Genomic DNA, 23340 nt, shown 5'->3' with positions numbered 1-23340 from the left:
TTACTCCGGTACTTTCAGCGTCAGCTGGCGTTTACCGTGGCGGAATACCGCCCGATGCTCATCAAACCGCACCAGCCGCCAGCCATGCCACCGTTCTCCCTTGCGCAGCCACACCACCTGATGGAGGTAAATGGCCTCCGGCGGCACAATTGCGGCCAGGTGGATATCACCACGCTGCAGGATCCCGGCGAGAAAAAACGGGGCCGTTAACGGCCCCAAAGGGCGGAGGGGCACGGGATGACGGTAAGCCACCGTCGGGGGGAGGGAATGGTCGCTGGTGAAACAGACTTCGCGGCGGTTTTCGTCAGCGGTCATCTGCCATGCCGGGCCAGCCAACAGTTGCAGGGCGCTCTTCAGGCGCAGCGGGCCGGTGTTGTACTGGCTTAATGGTAACGGGAGCCCATAAAGCTGCGCCCGGCGCGCATCGGCGAGACACAAAGACCAGCCGCTGTCGCGCAGCAGGTACTGCAGCGCTTCCCCGATCGTCGGGTGAAAACCGGGCGGAACGGACAGGGCGGTAAGCTGTTCGAGTGGCGGCTGTTGCGGTGACGTGCTGACCAGCAGGTAGCGGTCGTAGCGGACGACTTCTGGCGTGGTTGGGGAGGCGGTGGCCACGCCGTTGAAAATAAACAGGAGCAGGGCTATCAGCAGTCGTTTCATAGTATCCTCCACAGGGCTTTGACAGGAGCGTGCAGGATGAGAGGGGAAGGGACTACTGACAACTGTTTGTGGCGTCAAAAAATAGCGCCCGGTTCCGGGCGCGAAATCAGATCAGTAAGGGAATCTTTCCCCCATCAGCCCCAGCGTGGCGGCGATGGGGATGCCTTGCTCAGAAAAATGAACGCGTAACGTCAGCCTGGCGGTCTGCTGCTGCTGCGTGCTGCCGTTGGTTTTCTGCGCCAACACCGAGCGGTAATCGATACGGATCGTGCGTTGTGGCGGCATTCGGGCGATAAACGTCACTATCACCGCCATTTCAACGCCTTTCAGTAACTCCTTTCTGGCGTTTTCATCCCGGCCTTCCAGACAGTGCTTGTGGGCCGGAAGGGTAATGGCCAGATCCAGCGGCAAGCCGGCGTCCAGCGCCTCGTCATCAAGGTTAATCAGTTTGCCCCGGTTAAGGGCTTCTTCGCGTGAGTTCAATACGGTATTCATCATGCGTCTCTCCGGTAAAAGGCCAGGGAAACGCCCCGACGGGGAATTTCCCCGGCAGGGTGAATGCTGTGTGTCAGAACTGCGGTACAGACTCTGCTGGCGGTGTGGCTGGCGCTGGCTGGGATTCCGCTTCGCGTTCTGCCCGGTAAACCTCTTCACCGTCAATTTTGATGAGCCCGATGTGCAGCAGATGGGCCTTCAGGCTGACGCCTGTTTCGCCTTTATGGTCGCCTTTGCTGTAGACAAAGGTGTCGGCATATAAATCACCGAGGCGGAACTGGATCAGCACCTTGCGTTTCTGCTCGCAGGCGTCGATACAGCGGCGCACCAGTTTCTGCGCTTCCTTGCCGCTGACGCGGCAGTCGAACCAGGTGTGCTCCGCGTTGCTGGCTTCGCCCCGCAGTGCGGCAATGTCGCAGCACAGGAACGGTTCGCCTTTTTTCGGGGTCACTTCCCGGATCCGGTTGAGGTAGCCCAGACCGCTGGTGTACAGGTTGAAGTAGTGGGTATCGTTCATGGTGGTGTCTCCGTGTTGAAGATGCGGAGTCGCCCCATGCGCGGGAACGCCCCGCTTCGGGTTTGGCTCATTGGCTGTAAGGCCTCAGAGTTACTGGCAGTACGGGCATTCCGCGCTGTGCGCCTCCGCGTTTCAGGAATGCATGGCGGGTTTTGGGGTTGACCTGTTTAGTTGAATCTTTGGCTGGGGGAAGCGAAAGGGGGAATTGTTTTTAAGGCGTGAAAGTTGGTAGTACAGAATGCAAAAAGGCCTTAATAACTAAGGCCCTAAAAGGTAGCTAAATATTATTTCCGGCGGTCATCGACTTCTTTGGCGACACCTTTAAAGGGAGTGCCGTCCTGCTTCTGGTCGATAAAGCGACCTGTCGTTGTATCGCGTTTGGTGTAGTTGCCATTCTGCGGATTCTGAACCTGTGTGCGGTCTGTAACAGAGCCCTTGCGATAACCGTCTCCGGTATTCTTGGCCATCTTAACACTCCGAAAAATGAGGAATATTCCTCAGGGAGGATCATCAGACTGCTAATTTGAACGAGCAATCAGGGAAAAGTAAAAGTGTGATGTAGGAGACAGGCTATTTATCCGTTTCGTAATGATTTAATCAGGTCCGTGACGTTTTGCTCTTGTTGCGCCAGAAACGCCTCCAGCCCCATTTTCCCCGTCGCGATGTCATCCAGCATCTGCTCCCACAGCGCAGTGGTGCCGGGATCTTTCAGCGTTTCCGGCAGGGCGTCAATCAGTGTGCTGGCGGTATCCGTTGCCAGCAGAAAGCGGCGCTGCTTAATCAGATAACCGCGCTTAAGCAGTGTCTGGATAATCCCGGCGCGGGTGGCTTCGGTGCCAATACCGGCGTTCTCTTTCAGCCGCTGCTTCAGGCGCTCATTGCTGACAAAACGGGCGGCATTTTTCATCGCTGCAATCAGCGTCCCTTCCGTGTAGTGCTCCGGCGGTTGGGTCTGGCGGGCGCGAACGTCCACCTGTTCCACCTGGCAGGTTTGTCCCTGTGGCAGGGCGGGAAGTGCCTGCGTTTCTTCCGGCGATTGGGTTGCCATCTCGCGCAAAAACAGTTGTCGCCAGCCGCTGACAATCACTACTGAGCCACGGGCAGCCAGCGTTTCCCCGGCGCAGTTCAGGCGCAGGTCGGTTTTATCCACCTCATGGTCCGGCAGAAACTGCGCCAGAAAATGGCTACGTACCAGGCCGTAGACCTTGCGCTCGCTGTCGTTTAGCTGCGTCAGATCTACCGTTTTACGGGTCGGGATGATGCCGTGGTGGGCGGTGATTTTGCTGTCGTCCCACAGACGGGAGCGCTGCTGCAAATTTAGCTGCGTGGCGAGGGGCTGGAGTGAGGTGTCGCTGGCAACCAGCGCGGCCAGCACCTGCGGCGCTTCAGCGTGCATGGAGAGTGGCAGATATCCGCAGTCAGTGCGCGGGTAGGTGGTGGCCTTATGGGTCTCATACAGGCGCTGGGCGATATCCAGTACCTCCTGTGCGCCCATGCCCCACTGTTTTGAGCAGACCTGTTGCAGGGCGCTGAGGGTGAAGGCCAGCGGTGGCGGTGTTTTCTCCCGCCGGGTTGTCACGTCCAGTACCAACGCGGTTCCGGCCTGTTGCAGGCGTGCCGTGGCCTCACGGGCGGCGGATTCGCGGATACAGCGGCCTTCGTCGTCACAGTACGCACTATCCGGCTGCCACTGTGCAAGGAAAGATGCTCCTTCAGCATGCAGTCGGGCATCTACCCGCCACCAGGGGCGGGGCGTGAAGCGGGCGATCTCCCGGTCGCGTTCCACCACCAGGCGCAGGGTTGGCGTCTGCACCCGGCCCACGGAGAGCACGCCCTTGTGCCGCCGGTTCATTAGCGTGCAGGCGCGGGTCATGTTGATGCCGACCAGCCAGTCGGCGCGGGCGCGCGCCAGTCCGGCCTGGTACAGCGGAAACGTGCTGTCGCCGGGTCGCAGCTCTGCAAGCGCCTTGTGGATACTGGCCTCATCCAGCGCTGACAGCCATAGCCGCTGGACCGGACCGCGCCAGCGGCATTGTTCCAGAATTTCGCGGGCGATGGTTTCGCCTTCGCGGTCGGCGTCGGTGGCAATCACCACTGCATCCGCCTGTTTCAGTAGCTTTTCGATGATACGGAACTGCTTGCGTACCTCCGGGCGGATCACCAGCCGCCACGCCGGGGGAATCAACGGCAGATGCTCTGCCCGCCAGTGTTTCAGCGCTGGATCGTAATCCTCCGGCGCGGCCATGCTCAGCAGATGGCCGAAGCACCAGGTGATGGTCACGGTGGCGTTATGCAGGTAGCCGTCGCTGCGGTTACGGGCGTCAAGAACGCGGGCGATATCGCGCGCCTGAGAGGGTTTTTCGCACAGGTAAAGTTGCATGGGCTGTCTCCGGTGAAAGGGAGTTCAGCATGGTGTGCCGGAGGGATAAGGCGACAGGGGGAACTGGAGGGCGAAGGTAAAAATTGCACCTTAAAACGTGCATTAAGCGGATAGTGCCTGTTTTTAGGTGCATGAGGTGAGTTTAAAATTTTCGCTAAAGTGACACTCAGGGTTTAACTTTGCGCAAAATTTTAAACCTGCGTGGTTAACGGCTGTATCCGCCGCAGCATAAACATCACCACCGAAAGCTGCGTATTCAGCACCTGCCGCTGCCATTCGAGCGTCATCAGCGCGTTGCGCAGTTCATCGCTCGCGTCCGGCTGTTGAATGGCTTCCTGCAACGCCACGCCTCCCGAACGGTTGTTGTCCAGATTACGCCAGCGCAGATAGCTGACGCCGGAGCGTGCCGGGTTACTGCACAGGATCAGCGGTACATTACGCCCCGGCAGTTCATATACCGCCTGTTTTAGCACCGGCTGGCATTGTTGCAGTTGTGCGCGCAGCGTCTGTAATTCCTGCACCAGCGCTCGCAGCTCTCCCTTACCCTTAAAGGCCTTTAAAAGGCCCTTTAGCGAGCTTTTGCGGGCGGAGCATTCATCATCATCGTCATTGAACATCGCGCTGTATATCCGCAAGTATCTTTTTGGGCAAATTTCCGAGCTTATGCGCCATCGTCTGCGCCAGCGGACTGTTCGCCCGCACGTCGGCGCGGGTCACGCCAGTGGTGCGAAAGCGGTTCACGAAGCTGAACACCTGGAGCACCAGGCGTGGGATGGTGGCAATGAAATCGCGCTTCTCCGCCTGGGTGATAAGACCGAGGTGCCAGGCAAGCAGAGTGCGGCGGACCAGCAGATCGTAATCAATCAACTGTTGCAGCAGGCGCGAACCGGGCGGTGAGAACAGCGCCAGCGGCAGGATGAATTCGGTTGGGGACGGGTTACTGACCTGCGTGGTGTGGATAGCGCCCGGCAGGCTGGCGAAGGCTTGGTCCAAACGACGGTTTTTTTGCTTCAGCAGGTGTGCAATCAGGTTCAGGCGGATGCGCAGTTGCTTCAGCCAGTGGGCGGCCCACGGATCGTCGGCCTCTTCGGCGCGCAGCAGACGTCTGAGTAACGCCAGACAGAGCAGCATGCCAGTGGGATGCGCCTGCCACAGCCGGGCGGCGACGCGGGTGTGCAGGGTGATGCGGATATCGCTGAACAGGGTTGTGCCAGGCATCGGAAATTCTCCATGGTTTCTGATGCCCGCAGTGTCGGTCCGCGCAATGAGCCAGGCGACAGGAAATCCATCTGGTTCACAGAAAGTTAATTTCGCCGATGAATGAGGTTTGATTGATAGTTGGTACACCGGATTTATGCGGTGCGCATAAAATCAGGGCTATCTGCGCCTGCGCCGAAGCTGATTGAACTCGCCCCGTCTGGCTTTCTCCAGCGTTGCCAGCAGGTAGGCGAGGGGGCGGTGGATATCGTGGGCGGCGATCCGCCACAGGCAGTCGTCCAGCACCTGCTGGCAGAGAGCGGGATCCAGATTGCGCATCGCGCGTTCGGCGGCGCGGCGCTCGCTGGCGCTGAAGGGATTATCCACAGGCCAGTGCAGCAGTTGCGTACGCTTTTGATGTTTATTGTTTAAATCTGTACCAGTATGTACGCAATGTGGCTCCGGCTGCCCGCCAGCCCCCGCCACATCACTGAGTCTTAATTGAAGACTCGGGCATTTTTTACTGAGTCCTCGATTAAGACCAGGGGCGGTCTTCAATGGAGACTCAGTGCAGGTTCGTCCACTGTTCACAGGTTGTTGCAGGGTGAGCAGCAGCCCGATGGCGATGTTGCGGATACGCCGGTTGCGGTGGCGGGAACTGGCCGTAAGCAGCGCCAGATATTCGCTGTCCATCCGGCAGGCATCAGCATGAGTCAGTGGTGCATCATGCAAGGCGTAGAGGTTGCCGGTGATCCTGCCGCTTTGCTCGTCGCGCAGTCGCTGGCACAGACTCAGCCAGCGGGTGATCCGCAGCATCATCAGCGCGTTGCTGACGGTGCTGCGCGAGGCCTTCTCGCCTTCAGGCTGGTCAGAGAGCCAGCCCTGTAGTTCGTTGTAGGAGGGGAAGACGCCGCTGCCGTCGTCGCGGGCGTGCAGGCGCAGCAGTTGCCACGTGAACTTGTCGCGCGGGGAGAGGTTGCGCGCCAGCAGCAGGCGCTTCGGCACGCTCTGCTGCGGGTTGCCGAGAAACAGCAGCCGATCGTCACTCTTCATGCAGCAGCTTCTCCTGAGTCCACTGGCGCAGCAGGTTCCAGATGACCGTCAGCGACAGATCGTGTTCGCGGGCCATTGCCATCATGGCGGTCAGCGCTTCGGGTGAGTCGAGCTTTTTCACGCCCGTCTTCTGCCACTCGTTCCACACCAGCGTCTCCACCTGCTCATCCGGAGCATTGTTGCGCCCTTGCCGGACAAACAGGCCAATCAGCCGTCGCCGGGCGCAGACTTCCGGCGTGGAAAGGCCAAAATAGTGATTGATGAATTCGATGGACGCGCCGAGCGACAGCGCTTCCTCCAGACGCTGCTGGAACAGCCGCTCCTGCTCCATCCTCGCCAGCATCCGGCCCAGCATCTCGTGGTCAATGTGGGTGGTGATGAACTGCACCGCGCTGTTGCTGAGAAACAGGATGTCGTCGGCGGTAAGGCGCGTCAGCTCGTACAGCTCCTGCGGGCTGAAGCCGAGCGATTCGCAGTAGCGGATCTGCCCCTCCTTCAGCGCCTGGACGATGTGGGTGAGGACTGCCTGGTTAACTGAGGGCGTCATGGCGAACCTCCCGCAGCCGTCGCTGGCGGCACAGGCTGATAAGCTGCATCAGTTGCTGGATCTGAGCGTTGTTGTAGTCCGGCGACAACAGCAATTCGAGGGCGGGCATCGGCGTACTGGTGTCGCCATTCAGGGCCGCCAGCACCTGATAGCAGCGCTGTGCCGCCGGGTGGGGAAAATCGTGGCAAGGCGCGAGGGTGAAACCGGCCGGAGCGCTGTCGTCCGGTTGGATACAGGCGTCCAGTCCCCAGCAGGCAAACAGTGACTGTGCCGTATGCACCAGCGGTGAGGGCTTTGGCTCATCGGGCGCGGCGGGTTCAGTCGGTGGCTCAGGCTCTGGTAGTGGTGCTTTTTCCGCTTCCGGCGGTGGCGGCCAGAGGACCTTTTCGACCGGGGGCCCCAGCAGCGCCTGCCGCTTGCTCTGTCCATCGGTCAGTTTCGCCAGCAACGTATTCCAGCTCATGCCGCTGCGACAGCTCATCTCGCCGAGCAGTTCGTCCTGCACCAGTTGCGGTACCACGGCTTCCGGCTCGCCGTTGAAGGTGGCGAGGGCGGTGCTGAACAGGTCGGCAAATTCTGGCTGGCGTTCCAGCGGCATCAGCTTTGCCCAGACCTGTTCCGCCGCGCTGCGTAGCGCCAGCAGGCGATCGATAACCTTACGGGTGAGGCCGCCGTATAGCGCGTTAGGGATGCAGGGCAGCAGCCAGTCGACGGTCTGTAACATCCGGCTGATTTGCGACTGGCTGACGGGATAGCCGTCGCGGGTCAGTTGCTCCGCCAGCGCCAGCTGCGTCGGGCATTCAATGCCTGCCTCGAGGTAAAGATCGCGCAGGTGCAGGACTCCTTCCGCCCGTTCGATAAACATCAATCCGTTATGCAGGTCGCTTTCGGCCAGATGGCCGATCAGGCACTGTACTTCGCCCTGCTGAGGTGACAGTGTTTCCGGCCACGGTCTGAACGGCCAGCAGACGCGGTGGTAACGCTCATCCTGTGTCTCCTGCCACAGTTCATTAAGGATGGCGAGGCGCGTATTCCCGCCGCTGGCGAGCATATATTTTTCATCACCGGGGCGACGGGTCAACACCGGCGGGTTATCCAGCCCGCGGGCGAGAATTGACGCTTTCAGTACGTCATAGCCGGGGTTGCGGGTGACACGGGGATTGAGAGAGAACGGCTGGATTTGCTCCAGACTGACCTGGACCATCTCCTGTTCTCCGATATTGCTGGCACCGTGAAGCCAGCGGTTGAGCAGGTGTGAAGCGCACATAATCTTCCTCCGGCATTCAGACATCGCGGGTAAGTCGGATGCGTTGGTGGATCCACGCGTCCACCTCGCTTTCCAGCCAGGCGACGTGGCGGCTATTGAGTCGGATGGACGGCGGAAACTGTTGCAGCTGGATTTGCCGGTAAATCCACGATTTACCGAAGCCGATTTTGTCTTCCACCTGGCGTAAGCGTAAAAACCGGTCGCTATTCATAACCATTCCTCCTGTGTCCAGATTCGTTCACATCAGCACGATGGGCGTGGTTATAAAAGCAGCAGCGTCCCTGCCAGGCAGTAAAAATCCTTATCTGGGTTAGTGAGAGTTGTTAGTTGAAAGGGTTAGTTGATCGCGTTACGGCGGTGCGCCGCGCTGGAGGGCAGTTTTCAACGTCTCAGGGCTCAGCGGCAGGTGCATTCCTTCCTCACGCGCCCAGCATTCGAAAATGTTCAGCAGTTTGTAGGGATGCTCCAGCATTTCATCCTCCAACTGTGGGTTGTGCTTGCAGGCCAGCCACAGCAAGCGGGAAAGCGCGGAGGTGATCCGCTCCTTTGATTCCGGCTGATGACGGGTCAGGAAAGCTTCGAGATGAGTGCGGCGGATGACGAACAGAGCGTCAGGAGGCAGCGTGTCCTGCAAGTAGCAGACTGAAAGGGTGAGTCGGGATTTAAGGTTATCGCGGCCATTGCCATACAATTGGCCGACCAACTGGTGCAGTTCTTCCTGGAGGCTGTTCTGCGTGGCGAGAAGTTCGATCAATAGTTTCCTCAGTGATTTGCGACGACAGAGCTGGTAGTACCTGTCGTTCTCATCGCAGACCACAATGCCAATCTGATTGCAGCAATGGGTATCATTGGGGCAAGGGCGATTCAACGTTTTCGCCAGTTGCTGGTGGAGCAACAGACGTTCAAGGCCGATTAACGGCAAATTCCACAGATGGCTGGTGGTCAGTTGCAGAGTCGGGTCGCGTCTGCACGGCGGCGAGTTCGCCATCACTTTGCGGTTGCCGGGTTTGTTGCACTGCGAAGGTGGAAAAGGAGGCTTGCTGAATCGGCAGGCAAAGCGGCAAGGGGGATTGAGTGGTCTCAGAAGTACGGGTGAAGGAAAGTAGACCGAGAGTGGCAGATCGCCATGCAGGGCATGGCGGATCAGGTCAGCGGGCAGCAACGTGATGTTGTGCTGCCGGATGACTTCTGCGGCCTCATCCAGCGTCAGCCACTCCTGGCGGATTTTGTGTGGGGGCATGGGGCGTTCCTTTTTGTGTTGTTGGTTGCGTGTCGTGCTTGTTGATGGTGAAAACCGGTGTGAGATGTTTTTGCTAAAACAACTAACCTGATCAGTTTAGTTAACGATCTTTTCAGACATAATCTGGTGATGAATTACGCTGGAAAAACAGGACGTAACATTGAATAGCTCGGAAGACGATTTGCTTGAAGTGGCGTGGTATTTGTCGAAGTACGGTAAATCTCAACCACCTGTGGGACTGGGGGTTCAGAAATGGAAAGAGGCTTTTGCCTTGTTTTATCCTCGTTTTGAAGCGGGTAAAACCGCCAGCGAGTTTCGCAATAGTTTGAGAAATAGGCGTGATCGTTTTGATTCATGGCTTACTGATGCGCGTGTCGGCTGGCGGGACAAGCAGGGTGCTCCTGCGGAACTTTCTCATTCAGAGCAGCGTGTGCATCAGCGATTGAGTGTGCTTTCAGAGAGTGTGATTGAGCAGCGCGTTCTTTCGTTAATATCTTCTGATGGAGATGAACAGGCGCAACGTGACTGTCTTATTATTCAGCAGGATAAAAGTATTGAAGATACCGTACGCGAGCAGCTGATTGCGGCACGGCTGGGGCAGGGTACCTTTCGGAAAAATTGTCTCATGCTGTATCCGGCATGCCCTGTTACGGGAACGACGTTTGCGCCGTTACTCCGTGCCAGCCATATAAAGCCGTGGGCTGCCTGCGAGAATGGGAATGAGCGTCTTGATCCTTATAATGGAATTATACTGGCCGCGCATATTGATATTCTATTCGATCAGGGATGGATTTCGTTTGAGAACGATGGGCGTTTATTAATTAGTAAGGAGCTGGATATTAGTGTTAAAGATCAGTGTTTTTTGCCGGAGAAAATAAAGGCGTTTTCTGTTGAATCGTATTGTTATCTGGAATGGCATCGAGAGAACTTACTGAGATAATTAAGTTTTGACGAGAATGCCTTTGATATAGGATATCGTGATTCGTTTGGTAAGGGGCAAGGTACAAAATGAAGATGGTAAAAATATATTCAACAGGAAGTTGTGATGCTGCAACACGTGAAGGTTCGGCGGAAGTTGTGCTGGAATGTGAAGGGAAAATAAAATATCTGACTTTCTCCTACAGTGATACGACCGCAAATAGATGCATTCTCCAGGGTTTAATTGATGGTGTGAATTATTTGAAGAAACCCTGTAACGTTGAATTAATCAGTTCATGTGAGCTCGGTGTGAAGAAAGCGCAGAAGGGAAAGGGAGTTAATGTTGATTTGCACAAGGAATTATGTGGAATCTTGATAAAGAAAGAATGTGAATATTCTTTTTCTGTCATGCATGGTGAAGGCGACATTTTGAATGCTTTTATTCGCAAGCATCGGACAAAACAATAGCTGGATAGCCTACATACAGAACTATCTTCGACAGCGCTACAGGTTCCAATATTGCATTGAACGCTGCCAGTAGGGCTCACGGGCTTCTGGAGCGTGCTGTGCAACCGGTAATCCTCTGCTGCTTCGGTTATAAAGCTTTTATGTGCCATGCAGCAGGATATGGTTGCCTCCTGAACTCCGTATAACCTGAGTATTTGTATCGAAGCGTGAACAAAACATTGCAGCCAGCCTTTCAACGTGGACAATAGTTATCCATACGGTGATTTTATATTCGATAAATCAATGGATTCCATTGATTCATAGGACTGGTAATGGATGAAAATGCTTTAGGGTTTGCCTCATACTGGCGCAACTCGCTTGCAGATGCTGAGTCAGGAAAGGGCAGTTTTGAACGGAAAGACGCCAAAAATTTCACTCACTGGCATGGGATAACGGCGGGATGTCTTGACGAAGCGATCGTCGATAAATTTTTTGAGGGAGAAAAAGACGACGTCAAAACAGTCGATGTCATCTTGCGGCCAAAGGTTTATTTCCGGTTACTGCAGCATGGAAAGGACCGTTCCGCTGGTGCGCCTGATATTGTTACCCCGATAGTGACGCCAGCCCTGTTGAGCCGTGAAGGTTTTTTATATCCGACGCCAGCGACCTCCATTCCCAGAGATCTGCTTGAACCTTTGCCAAAAGGAGCATTTTCGATTGGTGAGATTGAGCAGTACGACAAATACAAAACGACACATACCTCCTTCTCTATCAACTTTGATGACAGCGTTGATAAGACTGCCGAAACGGATGAAGAGCGAGAAGCACGATATGCAGCCTTACAGCAAGAGTGGCAGCAATATCTGGATGATTCAGAGAAGCTACTGAAGAACGTTGTCGGCGACTGGATTAAAAATCCCGAGCAATATGAACTCGCTGAACATGGTTATATTGTGAAAACGGCGCAATCTGGCGGTGCCAGTTTCCATATCCTTTCGCTTTATGATCACCTGCTTGTTTGCAAAAAGGATGTGCCGCTCTTCAATCGCTTCGCCTCGCGAGAGGTTCATGCTGCAGAGTCATTACTTCCTCCGGAAGCAAAATTCAGCGACAGACTTGGACACTCCGGGGATAAGTTTCCGCTGGCAAAGGCTCAGCGCGATGCCTTAAGCCATTTTCTTGATGCCAGGCATGGCGATATCCTTGCCGTTAACGGCCCTCCGGGAACCGGGAAAACCACGCTGGTGCTTTCTATCATCGCCACGCAGTGGGCCAGAGCGGCTCTTGAAAAAGCGGAACCTCCGGTTATTATCGCGACTTCAACAAATAACCAGGCTGTAACCAACATTATCGAGGCGTTCGGGAAAGATTTTTCCCAGGGCACTGGTGCAATGGCCGGACGCTGGTTGCCTGAGTTGAAAAGCTTCGGCGCTTATTTCCCTTCAAGCACTCGTAAAGCCGAGGCAGCCAAAAAATACCAAACTGAAGATTTCTTCAACCAGCTTGAGTCGAAAGAGTATGTAGAGGATGCACTGCTGTTTTATCTGGAGAAAGCTAAGGCCGCATTTCCTGAAAAAGAGTGTTCATCCCCTGAAAAAGTCATTGAACTCCTGCATGGTCAGTTGGCAGCAAAATCCGAACAACTGGTAAGGCTGAACGCAACATGGCAAACGTTAAGCCAGGTTCGGGCAGCGCGTGAGCTTATTGCTAACGACATTGAGCAATATCTCGCTAATTTAAATAAATTACTCTCCGGGCAAGAACAAAAAGTTACTCAACTGAAGAGTGCTAAAGCAGAATGGAAAAAATATCGCGCCGGTGAATCACTGATCTATTCATTATTTTCATGGCTCCCGGCGGTTCGTAGTAAGCGGCATTACCAAATACAACTGTTTCTCGAAGATAAATTAGGTGCGCTGATTGCGGGAAATCAGTGGTCGGATCCTGAAACCATCGAACGTAATATAGATGGACTGCTCAACTCCGCTGAGCGCGAGCAAACAACATACCGGCAGCAGATTGACTCCGCCCATGAAATTGTTCTTAAAGAACAGCTGGCGGCTCAGGAATGGCAGAGGCTGGCACTTGATTTAGGGCATGATGACGATGAGGAGCTGAGCTTCTCACAGGCAGATGAACTGGCTGATACGCAGATTCGCTTCCCTGCATTCTTACTGACCACACACTACTGGGAAGGTCGTTGGCTAATGGATATGGCTAAGATCGATGATCTGCAAAAAGAGAAGGGCAAGAAAGGAGCTAAAGGGGTAACCGCCCGCTGGCAACGCCGAATGAAACTCACTCCATGTGTGGTCATGACCTGCTATATGCTGCCCGGCAATATGCAGATAAGTGAACACAAAGGCCAACGTAAATTCGAGAAAAGCTATTTATATGACTTCGCCGATTTACTCATTGTCGATGAAGCCGGGCAGGTGCTTCCTGAAGTGGCTGCTGCCTCGTTTGCCTTAGCTAAAAAGGCATTAGTGATTGGTGATACGGAACAGATCCCGCCAATATGGAGTATTGCTCCCGCTATTGATATAGGTAACATGCTGGCGGAAAAAATTCTGTCAGGTAGTACGCAAGAAGAGATTACTGAGAAATATACGGCAATCGCAGAGCTTGGTAAAAGCGCTGCATCTGGCAGCGTCATGAAAATAGCGCAGTGTGCCTCACGCTATCAATATGATCCCGAACTGGCTCGTGGAATGTACTTATATGAACACCGCCGGTGTTTCGATAATATTATTGGATACTGTAATGCGCTCTGCTATCACGGTAAGTTGTTGCCTAAAAGAGGGGGGGAAGAGAGCAATTTAATACCCGCAATGGGTTATCTCCATATTGATGGTAAAGGAGAGCTGGCAAGTAGCGGAAGTCGATATAATTTGCTTGAGGCTGAAACGATAGCGGCCTGGCTGACAGATAACCAGCAAGATATTGAAGCGCATTACGGCAAATCGCTTCATGAGGTTGTCGGTATCGTGACGCCTTTTAGCGCTCAGGTATCGACCATCAAACAGGCGCTGGGTAAACAAGGCATCAGTACAGGCGCGAATGAAACGTCGCTCACGGTGGGCACCGTGCATTCTCTTCAGGGGGCGGAAAGAGCGATTGTTATATTCTCGCCAGTCTATTCAAAGCATGAGGATGGCGGGTTTATTGATAGCGATAACAGCATGCTGAACGTTGCTGTCTCCCGTGCGAAGGACAGTTTCCTGGTCTTCGGCGATATGGACCTGTTTGAGATCCAGCCATCCTCATCTCCGCGGGGATTACTGGCAAAATATCTCTTTGAGTCAGAGAAGAATGCGCTCACTTTTGATTATAAAGAGCGTAAGGATTTAAAAACTTCCGAGACCAAAATCTACACACTCCATGGTGTGGAGCAGCATGATAATTTCCTGAATCAGACGTTTGAAAATACCGGTAAACACATCACGATAGTTTCTCCATGGCTGACCTGGCAAAAACTGGAGCAAACCGGTTTTCTTGATTCTATGATTGCGGCGTGTTCACGTGGTATTAACGTCACGATTGTCACTGACAGAAGCTACAACACTGAACATAATGATTTTGAGAAGCGAAAAGAGAAGCAGCAGAACCTTAAAGCGGCGCTGGAGAAACTGAACGCCCTTGGTATTGCGACAAAACTGGTCAATCGTGTTCATAGCAAAATTGTTATTGGGGATGATGGTTTGCTGTGCGTGGGATCGTTCAACTGGTTTAGTGCGACACGTGAAGCGCGATATGAACGATACGATACATCGATGGTTTATTGCGGTGATAACCTGAAGGGCGAGATTGAGGCAATTTATAATAGCCTTGAGAGGCGTCAGGTTTAGGTCAGGAATTTTGATTAGCCATCTTATCGCTATTTCTTTAGGATAAGATGGCTAAATTACCGGTCCTGATACAGGAACCATATGATTTAGCAAAGAATTATGTATGCCGATACTGTAAGACTCATTGCGCAGCTTGTATGTACGCCCCCCACAACAATTGGCAACACTTTTGGCTAGCTCTCATAATTAGTACGCTCCGTTGAATCCATATACTGATCAAATATCCAGAATAAATCTTTTCATCTGGGTCAAATGAGTGATATATTTTCACCCATAAACCCCGAGGAGGCGTTATGTCTGAATTCGATTTATTTGCGCAGGAACTGCTCGAAAAAGCAGAAGCTGAAGAAAAACAACAACAAGAGCGCGACAGGAAGCTGATTGATCGGGTACTTGAAATTTACGACCAGAAGTATGTCGCAGAACTACTAAGAAAAATAGGTAAAAATGAGTGGAGCCGCGAAACGCTTAACCGCTGGGTAAATGGCAAGTGTGAGCCAAAATCGCTCACCATGGCTGAAGAAGCGCTGTTACGGAAAATGCTGCCGGAGCAACCCGCTCATCATCCTGACTATGATTTCCGCTTTATTGACCTGTTTGCTGGTATTGGTGGTATACGTAAAGGATTCGAGGCCATCGGCGGGCAATGCGTTTTTACCAGCGAATGGAATAAAGAAGCGGTACGTACCTACAAAGCAAACTGGTACAACGATGAAGACGCACACACATTCAATCTGGATATCCGCGAAGTCACGCTAAGCGGAGAAGAAGGCATCTCAGAAGAGAAAGCCTACGCCCATATCGATCAATACATCCCGGATCATGACGTCCTGCTGGCCGGTTTTCCCTGCCAGCCATTTAGTCTGGCGGGTGTAAGTAAGAAAAACTCTCTCGGACGTGCACATGGATTCGAATGTGAAGCGCAGGGCACTCTGTTTTTCGATGTTGCCCGCATAATCAAGGCTAAGCAACCAGCCATTTTTGTGCTGGAAAACGTGAAAAACCTTAAGAGCCATGACAAAGGCAAAACTTTTAAAGTCATTATGGATACCCTTGATGAATTAGGCTATGAAGTCGCTGATGCCAATATTACAGGGAAAGATGATCCTAAAATTATTGATGGTAAAAATTTCCTGCCACAACATCGTGAGCGTATTGTTCTGGTCGGATTCCGCCGTGACCTTAATATCCATCAGGGATTCACTTTAAAGCATATTCATAAATTCTACCCTGAGAAAAGACCAACATTTGGTCAGCTTCTGGACCCTGCTGTTGACAGTAAATATATCCTGAGCCCTAAGTTATGGGAGTATCTCTATAACTATGCTAAAAAGCATGCTGCCAAAGGTAATGGATTCGGTTTTGGTCTGGTTGATCCGAATAATGTAAATAGCGTCGCGAGAACATTATCCGCTCGTTACCATAAAGATGGTTCTGAAATTCTCATCGACAGAGGATGGGATAAAGAACTCGGCGAAATCGATTTCTCTAATCCAGAGAATCAGGAACAAAGACCAAGAAGACTGACGCCTCATGAATGCGCCAGATTGATGGGTTTTGAGCAACCCGGTGGCAAGCCATTCCGGATCCCCGTTTCCGATACCCAGGCCTATCGCCAGTTTGGGAACTCAGTGGTCGTTCCCGTTTTTGAAGCCGTGGCGAAACTGCTTCAGCCTTATATTATGAAAGTCGCTGCAAGCAAGGCGACCAAAAAATAATATAAACAGTTCCCCCGGAACTTATCCGGGGGGAAACAAAATAAAATTATTTAATCGACATATAATGATTTAGTTTCATCAATAAATGTTTCTAACGAAATAAGATATTCCCGGACAGTTTTCGGGTACTTATCATGAAGGCTACTGGGCACAACCAACCTGACATTTTCCTGCTGCATCTCCTGAAATTGGGCAACAGAAACACCTTCCTGGAGGGTAAAGAGGTAAATGTCCTGAATTCTGTCTGCCTCATTTAATATCTGCCGCCAGCGATCTTTACAGGTTGTTTTTACCGCTAACATACGCAACTTCTGCTCTGGAAAAGCTTCATCGTGATAAGCTTGCGCAGAGGGGAATAAAAAATCTGGTTTCTTATTTCCTTCCGTCACGGCCTGAGTCTCAAAAGCTGTCAGTCCGTGCTCATTAAAAAGCTGTTCAAGATGCAGCTCCAGTGATTTCCCGGCTCGTGATTTTCGTCTGTTGCTCACGGAATTCGCCAGTGCAATAAATTCATTTACTGAATCAAACCCAGACTGAACCATACCCAGAACATGCATTTCCTCCACCAGCAGGAAAATTTCATACTCAACACGACGACGTTCAATCAGTTGCTTATCCGGGCCAACAACATTTGGAGAATAGTGAGCTGCTGCATACTCGATAATCTCCTTCCCAGAAGGGAAATGCGTTCTCCACTCTTCCGGAAGACGATACCCATTGGAAACTGGTTCTTTTAAAGCCAGACCGCCCAGAATCTCATTGGCGGGGCCATAGACCAACGATCCAGGAACAATTTCCCCGAGCGATGACTCAACGATATCTTCTTCTTCTGCTTCATGACACACCCAAATATCAACAAATTGGCTATCAGATCCCTGATGGTGATCAAACGCCAATAACGCCAGCGCCCCCGTATTCTCCGGGTCTTGCAGAGGATTCTTTCCTCCCCCCCATCGGGTGATACGCTTTTCATTTCGGGTCTTACCAAAGAAACGACCATTGTAATAAACGGCCCTGGCCTCGCTGTCCGGGCAACTGTGCGAGGAGGTATGCGCATTCAGCATCACGGACGGGTTAAGATCACTTGTATGATTAATTGAAGGGAAAAGATGTTCAACAATGCCAGAAGGTATGTAAATGCCAACCTGATGTCCGCCTGTCGCACCGGTATCGTTGGCTGATAAGCGCTTGATGAACATATAGGTGTCACTGGTTGACTTATCTAACAGCCATGAATGTAGCCCTGACATCATCACTTCCTCGCTGTAAAAATATCGCTGATTTATAGAGAGTTATCCTGCCACAGCTCTGCCTTTGTGAATACTCGCGATGCCGTTTTATGTGATGTCGTTATTTTCCTTGTTCTCCCAGATTCAGCTCAGTTCCCGCGATATTTTATAAACCGTTTTCTGGTCGTTTTCTGATATCTCGGTTAAGAGATTTTCACGCGCTAAGGTACGCAGGTCATTACGCGCAGTGTTATCCGATACGCCCAGCGCCTCCGCTACGACTGCAGCGGAATATTTTCTACCAGGCTCAGCCAGAATGATATTGAGCAGTGTGACTTGCCGTCCGCTCAGCCGCGATAAGCTCCCTGATTTATACAAAAAATGATCAATTTGGGCAGCGCGGGCAACCAGATCGTCGACATGCTGTAAGAGCCTTGTCATAGCCCGATGGATAATACTGGCCTGATATTCAAGGTAGTACGTCAGATCCATGCCATCGGTTTCAGTGTATTGGTAACTGTGAGCATATTTAGCGGGGGCGGCATGCAGTAGCTGGCTGATAGAGACGTATTTAAACACGTCATACTCTGATTTCAGCATGTACCAGTAAAATAGCCCACGACTGGTGCGCCCGTTACCGTCTCTGAAAAGATGCTCGTGAGCGATCATGAAATGAAGAACACAGGCTTTTACCAAGGGGTGAACGTAGGATTCTGTGTCGTTTACGAAGTCACACACCATTTGCAGACGTGCCTGCAGGTCGGTGGCGGCTGGCGGTTGATGAACAATGTTACCGTCATAATCTGCAATCACCACATCATCGGTATCGCGGAATTCTCCAGGACGGTGTTTTTCATCATTAATTCCACCCATGCCAATGGCATGGAAACGGCGGATTAAATCTGGTGTTAATGGTTCCTGGATAAGTTCCGGTATTTCGGCCATCAACCGCGCATTGCCAGCGATCATATGTTCATCTTCGGTTCGTGGGGCTCTGCCACTTTCCAGCATGTCCCGCGCGACAAGCGTAGTTGTGTTAGCGCCTTCCAGCTGTGATGAGGTGATGGGCTCTTCCATGCTTAGTGCTGTTAACTCTTTACCCGCCCCCTGAGTGTGGCGGTAAGTTCTTTGAGCGCCAGCCTTGTGGCGTGCTTGTCCACCAGTTCACACACTGACATGATGTCAGGTGTAAGGACAAAGCCAGCCTGATCGCCTGCTTCGTTGCGATAATGGAGCCGTTGCATGGCTGAGTCACGCGCGCGCCGCGTAAGCGTCCAGGCGATAGAAATATTCTCCCCACTGGACGTGCGGCGGCAGAATTCGTCAAACGGAAGATAGCGACCTTTATCGTCTGTCACGCGGCTGTAGTGTTGGTGGGTTTCCAGATCCGCTCCGGTGAGTTGGGAAAATGGAATAAGTACCGGTGATCTTTTGATTGGCATGTCACTATCTCAAAATTTGATGAATTTGAGATAGATTGCTTCCTGTTAAGACATGATAATTTATGGGTATTCCTATGCTTCAATCTCTGAACCACTTAACGCTCGCCGTCAGTAATTTGCAAAGTAGCCTGACCTTCTGGCGCGATTTGCTGGGGTTGCAGCTTCATGCTGAGTGGGATACTGGTGCTTATCTTACCTGTGGTGACCTTTGGATCTGTCTTTCTTATGACGTATCCCGTCATTACGTAGCCCCTCAGGAAAGCGACTACACCCACTATGCATTCAGCATCGCGCCAGAGGATTTTGAGCCGTTCTCGTATAAGCTGAAACAGGCGGGAGTGACGGTCTGGAAAGACAATAAAAGCGAAGGGCAATCTTTCTATTTTCTTGACCCGGATGGCCACAAGCTGGAGCTGCATGTGGGAGATTTAGTATCTCGGCTGGCGCAATGCAGGGAGAAGCCTTACTCTGAAATGTGTTTCAGTCCTGGAAAATAATCACGCAACCAAAGTCATGCATTGTACTACGATGCGAAAGCGCAATCTCTCATGTGACATATAAAGCTGTGACTAAGGGTATTTTTTTCGTGAACTTAATACGCGCAAAATAACGAGCTTCTTCGGTTCTATGCGATATACAATTATCCAGGATTCTCGTACTACGATTTCACGAGTACCTTGCTTGCGTCCAGCGCGATGCATCCTGGGATGAGTCTGGGCGTGTTCTGGAGCCTCCTCAATTTCATCATCAAGCAGAATGGCCGAAATAGCACTTTCCTTCGCAACAAAATTAAATATCTTTTCACGATCGTTCTGCGCTTGTTTTTTCCATTCGATGGGTAGCATCCGTACTCATCCCCTTTTTCTACGGGAGATTCGTAATGCTGCAAGCTGGCTTTGTTCTTCCGAACTCATACTGGCAATCAAATCTGCCTTTTTACGATCGAAACGCGCTTTTACTTCAGCATGTGGGATAGCCGGGGACGGGTCGTCAATCGCTTCCTGAACCTGTTGACGAAACCAGATGTCGTAAGCCGCTGCCTCATGCCTGGCCTTCAGTGCTCGCGAGAGGTCGGGCCGTGCGGAACTGGTCGCTCCGGCAACAAACGCCTGAGCATCCACGTCGAATTTTTTAATACCGGTTTCGACCAGGTAGCCGGTTAATGTCTCAAGGCGCTTAAAGACTCTGGCCTGACGGCTGCGGTTTGTGGTCAACTGGCGGGTGCGATGGCCTGAACGGATGATAACGACCCAACCCTTGCCAGTATTTTTGACATGAGTCTCATCAATGCCGCCAGCGTCGGCCAGCTCGCGTAACGTGCTGTGATCAATAGTTTCAGTCGTCATAATTGTCTCCTCGTAGCAGGCATTTAATAATAAGCTACATATGCAGTTTATTATTAAATGCACAAAAGTCCAGCCAGAACCGGTCCGGATACAAAGGCGAACGGTAGCCTCGCCGGGTATTCTCAGGCTTGATAAAGTGGCTCAGTACCTTGCGCGAGGCGAGGATTTGCTCGCAGATTAGTACTGCATCAATAACAATCAAGGCCCAGACATCAGGTCGGAGTACAACCTGATGTCTGGGGGGCAAACTCAACGATTACCCTCTGATAATTCGCGCCGCCTGGCTGGATAATCCATTGAAAATGGCGTTGCTGATTTGCTCAGGGAAGTCTGCTGGCAGCTCCGCTGCAACCGTCGCAATGACTTCTTCTGTACGGGCGGCCATTTCCTGCATCATTGTGTATGCTGTGTCTTCAGAGAATCCGGCATGCGCGGCGGTGCTGACGAAGTGCCGAGGCTGGATCATTGCGAAATGATACTGTCGATTCTTTCCTTGTAATGCCATGGCCATCTTTGCTTTTTTTAAGGGGATACCACCTGTTTCAAAGATTGGGAATGCGGACATGACATCATATAAAGGGGTCATACGAAACGATGATTCCGGCTCGATGAACAGGCTAAAATTCTTCCCGTGACCGTCTATAGCGGCCAGCATCCAGAAGAGGATCTGCGATTTAAAGAACATTTCGCGATCCTGGGTAGCAAGGTTTGAGCCTAACAGCAATTTCATGGCATCCGCGATCCCGGGACCACCGTGTGATTCATATTTCAGCGCCGGAGCAACTCCCAGAGCCTGGCAAAAGTCCTCCTGCGGGAGTCGCATCAGCCAGCCATCGCGGGACCATCTCCGGTCAAAACGCTCGACAATCAGCACTTTTTTTTGACCAAATACGGCCAGATCCGCATTAGCAACCGGGAAGCCAAATTCCCTGGCAATACGCAGACACAGCCATTCATTTTCGCAGCTTTCACTCAGATCAATGTTGTTTTGCTCTATTCTGCCAATCGGAAGTTTGAAAATATGGCTGGTCGGTGTGCTGCCCTGCGGCCTTTGCCAGCGATCCTGATACCAGAGCAATGCTGTTTTTTCCTGGGCTCCGGCTAATGAGATACGGAAATCAGCACCTTCTTCCATTCCCAGGGGGGCCATCTGGTAACCATCAAGTAGCGCTTCGATCTGAGATTCGTCAAGCGGCTCAGCCTGCGTTTCCATCACTGAGGGGATTTCACTTCCTGGCGGGTAAAGCTGAATGGCACCCACGCAGTCACGTCCGACACTCGCTAATAAATCGAAAGGGTGTGCTGTTTCTACATGGAAGCGGGTCTGCATCCTGGCAATAATCGCCTCGGAATCTGGCAGCAGGTTGCTGAAGAAGTTGAAGACCTCTTTTCCCTTTATTCTGCTGTGCTGGAGAGGAAGTGATAATGAGATGGCGCGTGAACCGGGTACAGACAGCCATTCAGGGGCGTACTGAAATGACATCGCACCGCTGCCATCCCGGTACAGGGTGCCCACCACGTCGCCATTCATTGCGACTGTCAGCGTTTGTGTTCTCATGTTTTACCACTCCTTCGTCCAGACTTTTTTCTCATCCAGCGTTGAGCCTTTTTTCACCACATGAAGTTCAAGATCCAGGGCTGAGAGGATTTTGAACAATGTCTCCAGTTTGGTGGATTCAGGCCTGTTTTCGAAATCAGAGACAGTTGTTTGTTTGATCCCGATAAGTTCAGCCGTTTTTGTCTGGGTCAACTTTTTGATTTTGCGTTGGTCTTTGACCGCATAAGCCAGTGAGGTCGGAGATGTTACCTTCATCATTATCCCCTTTAGCGGATATTTAAATAAAAACCCCTATAGGGGGTAAAACAAGATTAACCCCTATGGGGGTTAAATGCAATTTATCCTCTAAAGAGGGTAAAGATGCCTGTGTAAATGATTGATATTGGTTGTTTACGCGAGAGAATCATGGCCAGTATTTACGATTTTTGCGGACTGTGACGGGTCTCTACTTTCAGGCATTAGTCAGAAAAATTTGTGTGAAGTCGCTCAATCAGCCTGCATTGAGGTCGGTTTTGGGGGCAAGTTTTATTTTGTGGATTTTATGATTTGTTAATTTTCAATAAATTAAAAGAAAAGGCGAGTCCGGCCTTCGCACTCACCTTCTAAACACCTCCTTCCTGTGCCATTCCACAAATCCTTCTTTTGGATAATTCTCGCGCATCATCGGCAGCGCTATCGATTTACCGTCGAAATCCCAGAATAGTCTGCCCACCATACCGCTGCCATTCACTGCGGGCGACACTTGAACTCGCATACTCTCATCCAGCCCAATCGAACCTTTATCAAAGGCTTTATGATGAATTGCACACAGCGCCAGGCCGTTCGAAATCTCGCACGGACCGCCGTGCTGTTTCCATTTGATATGGGCGGCTTCCAGGGCAACCGAAGTGCTGTCGTGGCGCATATTGAAGCCACAAATGGCGCATTCATAGTTATAGGCACGCAGAACCTGCTGGCGGAACAATGGGTCCCGCTGTTTGCGGATTTGCAGGATATCAAATCCCAGTTCATCCGCGATCTCTTCCTGAATGCTTTCGGTGAAGTGCGCCTCGAGGATCTGCTGGGCTAGGGCGTTAATGAGGTTGTTGCTCTTTTTCAGCAGGGCAAAATGTTGTTCATCAAAGCCTCCGGCAACGTTATACGCCACCAGTTCTCCGGCAGGGGGCTGTTTGCTGCTGCCGGATGTTGAACAATGCTCGGCGTTTTGTAGCTCCCAGAACCCATCTCCCTGTAAGCGCCAGAAGGGCATATCCGGGCGATACTGCGCGCGTTGCGGTCCAAATCGCTCCAGCAGGCTATGCAAGTGGTCGCGAACTTCTGAACCGTAATCAAACAGGCGACCGTGACCCTGCTGATACCCCGCCAGCACGTGAAGCAGCAGTAGGGGCTTGTGCGGCGCGCGTTGTTCGCCTTTACGCCAGATGGTGATGTCAGCAATTGCCTGTTGCAGGGATTTACTGGAAGTCATTGATTTCATT

General features: G+C 52.1%; 23 protein-coding genes and 2 pseudogenes. 5 read left to right on the top strand and 20 right to left on the bottom strand.

Annotated elements, in window-relative coordinates:
- The 12 genes from pilL2 to JQN59_RS20270 all read right to left on the bottom strand — a co-directional run bounded on the left by pilL2 (position 1) and on the right by JQN59_RS20270 (position 9356).
- The gene (gene pilL2, locus JQN59_RS20325; RefSeq protein WP_239484200.1) at positions 1–672 is read right to left on the bottom strand and encodes a PFGI-1 class ICE element type IV pilus protein PilL2; all 672 of its coding nucleotides are present in this window, start codon (positions 670–672) and stop codon (positions 1–3) included.
- 99 nt (positions 673–771) lie between these two features.
- A complete protein-coding gene (locus tag JQN59_RS20320; protein ID WP_149607552.1) occupies positions 772–1158 on the bottom strand; it encodes a hypothetical protein in 387 nt (128 codons plus the stop codon).
- A 70-nt stretch (positions 1159–1228) separates the two neighbouring features.
- The gene (locus tag JQN59_RS20315) at positions 1229–1672 is read right to left on the bottom strand and encodes an STY4534 family ICE replication protein (RefSeq protein ID WP_149607553.1); all 444 of its coding nucleotides are present in this window, start codon (positions 1670–1672) and stop codon (positions 1229–1231) included.
- A gap of 284 nt (positions 1673–1956) precedes the next feature.
- Positions 1957–2139 (bottom strand): hypothetical protein, encoded by a 183-nt coding sequence (locus tag JQN59_RS20310; protein WP_001561310.1) that lies wholly within the window; start codon positions 2137–2139, stop codon positions 1957–1959.
- 107 nt (positions 2140–2246) lie between these two features.
- Entirely contained in the window at positions 2247–4052 is a 1806-nt protein-coding gene (locus tag JQN59_RS20305; protein WP_149607554.1) for a DNA topoisomerase III, read from the bottom strand.
- Positions 4053–4243: 191 nt separating this feature from the next.
- Complete coding sequence (locus JQN59_RS20300; RefSeq protein ID WP_149607555.1) at positions 4244–4669, bottom strand: DUF3158 family protein; 426 nt, start codon at positions 4667–4669, stop codon at positions 4244–4246.
- Entirely contained in the window at positions 4659–5399 is a 741-nt protein-coding gene (locus JQN59_RS20295) for a PFL_4669 family integrating conjugative element protein (RefSeq protein ID WP_239484199.1), read from the bottom strand. Before JQN59_RS20295 ends, JQN59_RS20300 begins: the two co-directional genes overlap by 11 nt.
- 30 nt (positions 5400–5429) lie before the next feature.
- Positions 5430–6302 (bottom strand): STY4528 family pathogenicity island replication protein, encoded by an 873-nt coding sequence (locus JQN59_RS20290; RefSeq protein WP_149607556.1) that lies wholly within the window; start codon positions 6300–6302, stop codon positions 5430–5432.
- On the bottom strand, positions 6292–6849 hold the full coding sequence (locus tag JQN59_RS20285) for a DUF2857 domain-containing protein (RefSeq protein ID WP_149607557.1): 558 nt from the start codon (positions 6847–6849) through the stop codon (positions 6292–6294). Before JQN59_RS20285 ends, JQN59_RS20290 begins: the two co-directional genes overlap by 11 nt.
- The gene (locus JQN59_RS20280) at positions 6833–8116 is read right to left on the bottom strand and encodes a ParB family protein (protein ID WP_149607558.1); all 1284 of its coding nucleotides are present in this window, start codon (positions 8114–8116) and stop codon (positions 6833–6835) included. The genes JQN59_RS20285 and JQN59_RS20280 overlap by 17 nt, the downstream gene beginning before the upstream one ends.
- Before the next feature lie 16 nt (positions 8117–8132).
- Entirely contained in the window at positions 8133–8327 is a 195-nt protein-coding gene (locus tag JQN59_RS20275) for a helix-turn-helix transcriptional regulator (RefSeq protein ID WP_001561320.1), read from the bottom strand.
- 138 nt (positions 8328–8465) lie between these two features.
- Positions 8466–9356 carry a hypothetical protein gene (locus tag JQN59_RS20270; RefSeq protein ID WP_149607559.1) on the bottom strand — a complete coding sequence of 297 codons (891 nt, stop codon included), beginning with the start codon at positions 9354–9356 and terminating at the stop codon, positions 8466–8468.
- Between the two features lie 160 nt (positions 9357–9516).
- Between JQN59_RS20270 and JQN59_RS20265 the strand changes: the two genes are divergently transcribed.
- From JQN59_RS20265 to JQN59_RS20250, 4 genes are all read left to right on the top strand, one after another.
- A complete protein-coding gene (locus tag JQN59_RS20265; RefSeq protein ID WP_149607560.1) occupies positions 9517–10296 on the top strand; it encodes an HNH endonuclease in 780 nt (259 codons plus the stop codon).
- Positions 10297–10364: 68 nt separating this feature from the next.
- On the top strand, positions 10365–10742 hold the full coding sequence (locus JQN59_RS20260) for a hypothetical protein (RefSeq protein ID WP_149607561.1): 378 nt from the start codon (positions 10365–10367) through the stop codon (positions 10740–10742).
- Positions 10743–11053: 311 nt separating this feature from the next.
- Positions 11054–14569 carry an AAA domain-containing protein gene (locus JQN59_RS20255; protein WP_149607562.1) on the top strand — a complete coding sequence of 1172 codons (3516 nt, stop codon included), beginning with the start codon at positions 11054–11056 and terminating at the stop codon, positions 14567–14569.
- A gap of 293 nt (positions 14570–14862) precedes the next feature.
- Entirely contained in the window at positions 14863–16287 is a 1425-nt protein-coding gene (locus JQN59_RS20250; RefSeq protein ID WP_149607563.1) for a DNA cytosine methyltransferase, read from the top strand.
- Between the two features lie 50 nt (positions 16288–16337).
- On the opposite strand, the gene JQN59_RS20245 is transcribed toward JQN59_RS20250, so the two are convergent.
- Together JQN59_RS20245 and JQN59_RS20240 are read right to left on the bottom strand one after the other, a co-directional pair.
- Positions 16338–17537: a type II restriction endonuclease gene (locus JQN59_RS20245; RefSeq protein ID WP_149607564.1), complete on the bottom strand. Its 1200-nt coding sequence runs from the start codon at positions 17535–17537 to the stop codon at positions 16338–16340.
- 123 nt (positions 17538–17660) lie between these two features.
- Positions 17661–18958: pseudogene (locus JQN59_RS20240) on the bottom strand (Fic family protein).
- A gap of 74 nt (positions 18959–19032) precedes the next feature.
- On the opposite strand from JQN59_RS20240, the gene JQN59_RS20235 reads away from it, so the two are divergent.
- Complete coding sequence (locus JQN59_RS20235; RefSeq protein WP_149607565.1) at positions 19033–19455, top strand: FosA7 family fosfomycin resistance glutathione transferase; 423 nt, start codon at positions 19033–19035, stop codon at positions 19453–19455.
- 72 nt (positions 19456–19527) lie between these two features.
- Here JQN59_RS20235 and JQN59_RS20230 read toward each other — a convergent pair whose 3' ends face one another.
- From JQN59_RS20230 to JQN59_RS20210, 6 genes and pseudogenes are all read right to left on the bottom strand, one after another.
- Positions 19528–19803 carry a type II toxin-antitoxin system RelE/ParE family toxin gene (locus tag JQN59_RS20230; RefSeq protein WP_149607566.1) on the bottom strand — a complete coding sequence of 92 codons (276 nt, stop codon included), beginning with the start codon at positions 19801–19803 and terminating at the stop codon, positions 19528–19530.
- A gap of 6 nt (positions 19804–19809) precedes the next feature.
- Positions 19810–20304, bottom strand: a complete 495-nt coding sequence (locus tag JQN59_RS20225; protein WP_149607567.1) for an antitoxin PaaA2 family protein — start codon at positions 20302–20304, stop codon at positions 19810–19812.
- A 70-nt stretch (positions 20305–20374) separates the two neighbouring features.
- Positions 20375–20476 (bottom strand): annotated as a pseudogene (locus JQN59_RS27190) (tyrosine-type recombinase/integrase); the annotation flags it as partial.
- Positions 20477–20560: 84 nt separating this feature from the next.
- Positions 20561–21862 (bottom strand): type II toxin-antitoxin system HipA family toxin, encoded by a 1302-nt coding sequence (locus JQN59_RS20220; protein ID WP_149607568.1) that lies wholly within the window; start codon positions 21860–21862, stop codon positions 20561–20563.
- 3 nt (positions 21863–21865) lie between these two features.
- Positions 21866–22120: a helix-turn-helix domain-containing protein gene (locus tag JQN59_RS20215; RefSeq protein WP_394810789.1), complete on the bottom strand. Its 255-nt coding sequence runs from the start codon at positions 22118–22120 to the stop codon at positions 21866–21868.
- Between the two features lie 337 nt (positions 22121–22457).
- Positions 22458–23330, bottom strand: a complete 873-nt coding sequence (locus JQN59_RS20210; RefSeq protein WP_149607569.1) for a phosphorothioated DNA-binding restriction endonuclease — start codon at positions 23328–23330, stop codon at positions 22458–22460.
- Between the last annotated feature and the right edge of the window lie 10 nt (positions 23331–23340).

The organism is Citrobacter sp. B72 (assembly GCF_016894305.1).
In the GTDB taxonomy this organism is placed as follows: domain Bacteria; phylum Pseudomonadota; class Gammaproteobacteria; order Enterobacterales; family Enterobacteriaceae; genus Citrobacter; species Citrobacter portucalensis.
The sequence above is the reverse complement of the archived record's forward strand: the minus strand, read 5'-3'. Positions and strand labels throughout refer to the sequence as shown.